Source organism: Bacillota bacterium (assembly GCA_024655925.1).
Taxonomy (GTDB): domain Bacteria; phylum Bacillota; class DTU025; order DTU025; family JANLFS01; genus JANLFS01.
The window spans coordinates 1-6,328 of record JANLFS010000111.1; the positions used below are offsets into that span (position 1 = coordinate 1).

Here is a 6,328-nt window from a genome sequence, read left to right on the forward strand (position 1 = left end):
GGACTGTAGAGATGTAGACGCCCTCGGTGACGGGCAAGTTGTACCGGGCAGCTATGTCCCGGGTGACGGGGATGATCTCCGCAACGCCGACATAAGGCCGCCTGACCTTTCCGTATGCTATGATCTCCCGCGCTACATCCCTGGCCGTGTTTATCGGTATGGCGAATCCGATGCTCTGTGCCTGCGCTATGATGGCAGTGTTGATCCCTATGACTTGTCCCGCCGCGGAGACGAGCGCCCCTCCGCTGTTTCCCGGGTTGATCGGCGCATCTGTTTGGATCAAGCCCTCCAGTACCACTCCCGAGCGGTCCCCGGGATCGATGGACCTGTTGAGCGCGGAGATGACCCCGGCCGTCACAGTGTGGTCGAAACCATACGGGTTTCCTATGGCGATTGCCGGCTCGCCCACTGTAATGGCGCCGGAGTCTCCAAGCTCGGCCACAGGGAGGTTGGAGTCGCTGATCTTGATCACCGCGAGGTCAGTATAAGCGTCTGCTCCAACAATCCTGCCGGAGAACTGCCGCCCGTCTGCGAGGACCACGGTTATCTGGGTCACGTCCTCGATGACATGATAGTTGGTGAGGATGTGCCCGGCGGAGTCGATGATGACCCCGGACCCCAGGCCTTCCCTCTCCCTGACCATGGGCCGGAAGAAGAAGCTGTACACTACCTCCTCCTGCTTGGTCGCGATCTTGACCACGGCCGGACCGACTCTCTGGGCCGCCGCAGCAACTGAGTATGTGCCCGCCCCCGGCAGCGGTACCGAATTCGGCCCGGCGTCCGGGGCCGGAGCCGGCGAGGGCACCACCTCAGCGGCGGGGTTACGAGACCGGGCAGGCCCCAGCGAACCCGGGAGGAAAGCCAGAAGCATCGCTCCCACGAGCAGCCCGCCTATGATGGCGCCAGCCAACGCGGCAAGGAAGAGCCCGCCTGTCCTGCCCCGATCCTCTCTCCAATGATAGTCCATCGTCGACGCCTCCGTTTGGGCTACGGGCCGGACCTGCCGGGCCTACCCGATGAGATTCTGAACGTCCGAAAGCAGCCGCTCCAGACCTTGGACCGTCCCGGATTCCCCATACACCCTCACCACAGGCTCAGTCCCTGATGGACGAATGAGGAACCAGTCCCCGTTCGATAGGACGACCTTGACTCCGTCCAAGGTTGACACGGATTGCACGCGCACCCCCGCGAACTCGGCGGGTGGAGAACCCTCGAACGCCTGCATGATCTGGCCTTTCCGAGCGTCGTTCGGCAGGTGAATGTCGATCCGCCTGGTGTGCGAAGGCCCGTACTCCTCCATCGTCTCCCGAAGCGCCTCGCCCAGAGTCTTGCCGGACATGGCTCGGAATTCAGCGAGGAGCAGGTTCGCGAGAATGCCGTCCTTTTCGGGGATGTGTCCCCCTATGCTCAGGCCCCCGCTCTCCTCTCCCCCTATGACCACGTCAGATTCGCGCATCGCCTGGCATATGTACTTGAACCCCACCGGCGTCTCGAGCGCGTCAAGCCCGTTTGCCCGGGCTATGCGGTCTATGAGATGGGTGGTGGCGATTGTCCTCACCACCTTGCCCCAGCGGCGTCTGTTCTTGATCAGATGTACGAGCAGAAGCGAGATCACCTGGTTCGCGCTGATGTAGGTGCCGTCCGAATCGATGACCCCGAACCTGTCGGCGTCCCCGTCGGTGGCAATGCCCAGATCTGCCCCGGTTTCGAGGACGCACTGCCTGAGCTCACCCAACCTTGCCTCCACGGGGTCGGGGCCGCCCCCGCCGAAAAGCGGATCCCGACGGCCGTGGATGACTTCCACATCGCACCCGGCGTCCTTGAGGATGCGATCCACGTAACCCCTGCCGGTGGCGTACATAGCGTCGTAGACGACCCTAACCCCGGCCGCCTTGATCGCGGGGAGGTCTACGAGTCCGCGTAGTCGGGAGATGTAATCAGGCGCGGGGTCGATCTCCTCAATCAACCCCGCCGAACAGGCTTCTTCGTAGGGGGTTCGGCGAGGTTCGGACTTGTTTTGCACAGCTGAAGCCACGTTCCGCTCGATCTCGGACGTGATTTCGGGGTCGGCCGGGCCGGCGTAGTAGGGTATCCACTTGACCCCATTGTACTCCGGGGGGTTGTGGCTCGCGGTGAACATCACCGCTCCCGCAAGCTTTCGCTTGCTGACAGTGAACGCCACGGTCGGAGTGGGAGTGTCTCTCGCCGTGACCAGGGTGCGGACTCCATTTGCCGCGAGGACCTCTGCGGCCTCCCGGGCGAACCGCTCGGACAGGAATCTCGAGTCGTAGCCGACCAGAGCTCCCATACCCGTCATGCCATGGTTCGCAAGGTAGTCGGCGATCGCCTGTATGGTGATTCTGACGTTCGCGAAGGTGAAGGTGTCGCACATCACAGCCCTCCACCCGTCCGTCCCGAACTTGATCTCAGACTTCACTCCCATCGCCTCCTCCGCCTGTCGCCGCGAAAATCGCCCCCACCGGACCGGCGTCCCGACGCCGCGCGACGGCTATCCCTGCGGCCGCGCCTGGGGCTCGAAGCCCGGACGCCGGACTCCCCCACATGACAATGCCGCTTGCCAACACCGCCCGGAATCTGGACGCCACGGGCGGCGATGCTGATGGCGGCTCCGACGCCGGACCGGACTTCTAGTACTCTATCCCGCGCCTTGCGGGTATTCCCTTTTCAAACGGGTGCTTGACCATGTGCATCTCCGTCACGAGGTCCGCAACCTGAATCAGCTCGGGAGGCATATTGCGCCCCGTCAGGACCAGTTCCACACCTGGGGGCCGTTCCCCCACGAGCTTCACGACATCACCCACTGAAAGAAGCTCATACTCCAAAGCATTGGAGATCTCGTCGAGTATCACGATGTCCGCTTCCACCCTCTTCAGAGTGCGCAGAGCCAGGACGTAAGCCTCCGCGGCGAGTTCGATATCGGCCTGGGTTACCTCGCCTCTTCTCACGAAACAGTCGCCGCAGCCCGTGCACTGCGCCGTGCCGGCCGCCATCTCTTCCGAGTACTGACAGTCCCTGCCGAACTGGTAGATTTCCAGGCCGGGGCCAAGTCTCTCAGCCGCCCTGAGTTCTCCTGTGTAAGTAGTTCCCTTCATGAACTGGATCATGCGGACCCGGTATCCATGGCCAATCGCTCTCATAGCGAGGCCCAAGGCGGCGGTAGTCTTGCCCTTGCCCGCGCCGGTGTAGATCTGGACTAGAGCGTCTTTGATCCGGCCGGTGCGCCTCTTGACCAAATACGACACCTCCCGAGGGCCGGGCGTCGAATCCGCCCCGGAATGCGAGTATCTTTCTAGACAGGCCCATCACCCTCCTGCAATCTCAAGGGCTAGAGCTGTTCCCGGAGAGGACAAAAACCGCGGGACGGTCGGATTCCGGGTGAGTGCCGATGGTCGCCCTTACGCCGTAGACCGAAAGCAGGTTGGCTGGCGTCATGATCTCCCGGGGGGTTCCGAGCGCGAACAGCCTGCCGCTCTCCATCATGGCCAGACGGTCGCAGTACCTCGCGGCCAAATTCAGGTCGTGGAGCACCGCTATGACCGAGAGGCCTTCGTCGTGCGCCAACGCCGCGGCCAACTCACATATCTCAACCTGGTAGCTGACATCGAGATGGGCGGTGGGCTCATCTAGGAGCAACACCTTGGGATCCTGCGCCAGCGCGCGGGCTATGAACACCCTCTGTCTCTCGCCGGAAGACAGCTCAGTAATGTATCTGTCAGCCAGATGCAAGACGCCTGTGCGATCCATGGCAGACCTCACCCGCGCCCAGTCTTCCGCTGTCTCAGAGGAGAATCGGCGGATGTACGGAGCTCTTCCCATCGCCACGATCTCCGCTACCGTAAAAGAAAAGACAACTGGGTTTGCCTGCGCCACCGCTGCGACCATCCGGGCGCAGTCTTTCGGGGTGAACTCGGCGATGTCGCGGCCGTCGTATTTGACCGTACCCTTGCACGGCCTCAGGACGCCCCCTATGACCCGAAGGAGGGTGGATTTGCCCGAACCGTTCGGGCCGATGACGCCGAAGAATATGCCCGGCTCGACCTCGAAGCTCACCCCATGCAGCACCGAAAGCCCGGGGTACTTGAAGTGGACGTCTCGAACCTCAACCCTCATCCCAGTCTCCCCCCCCGGTCATCAAAACACCCCGGACCGTTTTCGCTTGCGAAGCAGATAGAAGAAGAACGGCGCCCCCGCTATCGCTGTTATGATGCCCACGGGGATCTCCCGCGGCGCCATCGCAGTGCGGGCGAGAGTGTCCGCCGCAACCAAGAAAATGGCGCCCCCGACGGCGGAGACAGGTATCAGGAACCGATGGTCCGGACCTATCAGCATGCGGGTAACGTGGGGAACTATGAGGCCGACAAAACCGATGAGTCCCGACGACGCCACCGCCGCCGCAGTGATCAGAGACCCAAACACTATTGCGATCCGCTTGAACCTCTCCACATCCAGTCCCATGTACCGAGCTGGTTCCTCGCCTACAGCCACGAGGTTGAAGTCCCGCCCCATCGCCGACAGGACAGCGATCCCGGCTAACACATACGGGGCTGTCCCCAGCACGTGACTCCAGCCCTTCGCTGATAGGCTCCCCATCAGCCACATCACCACCTTCGGCAGATCCTCTCCTGCGACGACCATGAGGAAGGATACCGCAGCCCAGACGAAGGATCCGACCACCACCCCTGCCAAGAGAAAGGTGTCAGTTGGGAGTTTGCCGTCCACCGTTGCGAGGGCATAGACGAACATCACTGTGATCAGGGCCCCGGCGAAAGCGAACACCGGTATGGACGGGGCAGATCCTCCAGGAGACGCTACAGTCAATAGGATGCCAAGAGCCGCGCCGAGCGCGGACCCTGACGACACGCCGATGATGTAAGGGTCGGCGAGAGGGTTTCGGAAAAGGCCCTGAAAACAAGCGCCGGCCGCCGAGAGCGCCGCCCCGACCAGCAATCCCAGGGCTATCCTTGGAAGGCGGACCTCCATGACAATAATCTCCGCGGCAGCGTCGTGCCAAGGCCCGTCCCCGACCAGCCGGCCCATAAGCGGGATGTGTGAGAGGATGATGGCGAGCGCCTCGCCTGGGTTGATGTAAGCAGGGCCTGTCGCGGCGCTTACTCCAACCGTCGCGACGAGAGCCGCGGACAGAACCACAACCCATAGCCCTTTCTTCCTCTTGGGCGACATCCCGCACCCACCTCTATTCTCTCGAAGGGCGCCTACACGCGGAGGAACCGCGCGTCCGATCCACTGACTGAACCTGGGGGGCGGCTACGCAGACCGCCGCAACCGCCCGCAGGCGCCCGAACTATCGAAACAGCTCCGGATGAAATATGGCCGCCAGGACTTCGAGGCCTTCCACAAGCCGAGGACCCGGGCGGACTAGGATATCAGGGTGTACCTCATAAACCTTCCCGGTGATTACCGCCGGCGCCCGTCGCCACTCCCTGCGCGCCATGACTTCTGCCTTGTTGAAACAAGTCAATATGATGAACTGAGGGGCTCGGGCCAGGACCATCTCAGTGCTGAACTGCGGCCACCCAGGCACATCGCTCGCAATGTTCCGCGCGCCTGCTCGGCTCAGGAGATCGTCGATGAATGTCCCGGAACCCGCGGTCATGAGCGGATCGTTCCAGATCTCGACGAACACCGGAGGGCGATCCGAAGGGTCTAGAGTTGCCACCGCTCGGTCGATCACTCTCATGCGGGCCTTCAGGTTCTCCACTATCATCCGGGCGTACGGACCATTCCCGCCCGCCTGTCCAATCATCTCCATGGCCCGAAACACATCTTCCACGGTCTTTGGGTTCACCGCCAGCACGCAGATCCCGAGCTCCCGGAGTTTGTTGATAACGGGCATCTGCAGGTCAGCCACGGCCACGACCAGGTCGGGCCTCGCAGCCACCACTGCTTCTATGCTGATGGTGTAGTCGCCCACCTTCGGAAGGCTTCGCGCGGCCTCGGGGTAGTCGCACGCAGTAGTCACTCCAACAACCCGATCGCCCAAACCCGCCTTGAATAGGATTTCAGTGTTGCTGGGAGCCAAAGAGACCACTCGGGCTGGGGGGCGCGGGATAACCACCGTCGTCCCCGTGTCGTCAGTGATGGACACTGGAAAAGCGCTAGGCGAACCCGCCACCTGCGCAGAGGCAGCTGGGCTAGTGCATATGCCGACAGCCAAAACGGCAACAATCAAAGCCGCCAGGGCCGAGGCCGCGAAGGCCCGGGCAAATACGCCGGGCAGAGAACGCTGCGAAACTGGAAGTCGCATCATTATGCCACTCCTTTCTGTGGGGCTCCAGTCGCGGGTGGG

6 protein-coding genes are annotated in these 6,328 nt (G+C 62.5%); all 6 read right to left on the reverse strand.

The window, feature by feature from the left end; genetic code table 11:
* Nucleotides 1-967, reverse strand: a 967-nt coding sequence (locus NUW23_13605) for a trypsin-like peptidase domain-containing protein (GenBank protein ID MCR4427196.1), incomplete at its 3' end; no start/stop codon positions are given.
* Between the two features lie 42 nt (nucleotides 968-1,009).
* Nucleotides 1,010-2,437 (reverse strand): phosphoglucomutase/phosphomannomutase family protein, encoded by a 1,428-nt coding sequence (locus NUW23_13610; protein MCR4427197.1) that lies wholly within the window; start codon nucleotides 2,435-2,437, stop codon nucleotides 1,010-1,012.
* 211 nt (nucleotides 2,438-2,648) lie between these two features.
* A complete protein-coding gene (locus NUW23_13615) occupies nucleotides 2,649-3,254 on the reverse strand; it encodes a cob(I)yrinic acid a,c-diamide adenosyltransferase (protein MCR4427198.1) in 606 nt (201 codons plus the stop codon).
* Nucleotides 3,255-3,339: 85 nt separating this feature from the next.
* Entirely contained in the window at nucleotides 3,340-4,131 is a 792-nt protein-coding gene (locus NUW23_13620) for a heme ABC transporter ATP-binding protein (protein ID MCR4427199.1), read from the reverse strand.
* 21 nt (nucleotides 4,132-4,152) lie between these two features.
* Complete coding sequence (locus tag NUW23_13625; protein ID MCR4427200.1) at nucleotides 4,153-5,202, reverse strand: iron chelate uptake ABC transporter family permease subunit; 1,050 nt, start codon at nucleotides 5,200-5,202, stop codon at nucleotides 4,153-4,155.
* A 121-nt stretch (nucleotides 5,203-5,323) separates the two neighbouring features.
* Nucleotides 5,324-6,328, reverse strand: a 1,005-nt coding sequence (locus tag NUW23_13630; GenBank protein ID MCR4427201.1) for a cobalamin-binding protein, incomplete at its 5' end; no start/stop codon positions are given.

Excerpts from the sequence above, each read along its gene's own strand:
- NUW23_13625 (MCR4427200.1), bottom strand. The coding sequence starts at position 5,202 with ATGTCGCCCAAGAGGAAGAAAGGGCTATGGGTTGTGGTTCTGTCCGCG.
- NUW23_13620 (MCR4427199.1), bottom strand. The coding sequence starts at position 4,131 with ATGAGGGTTGAGGTTCGAGACGTCCACTTCAAGTACCCCGGGCTTTCG.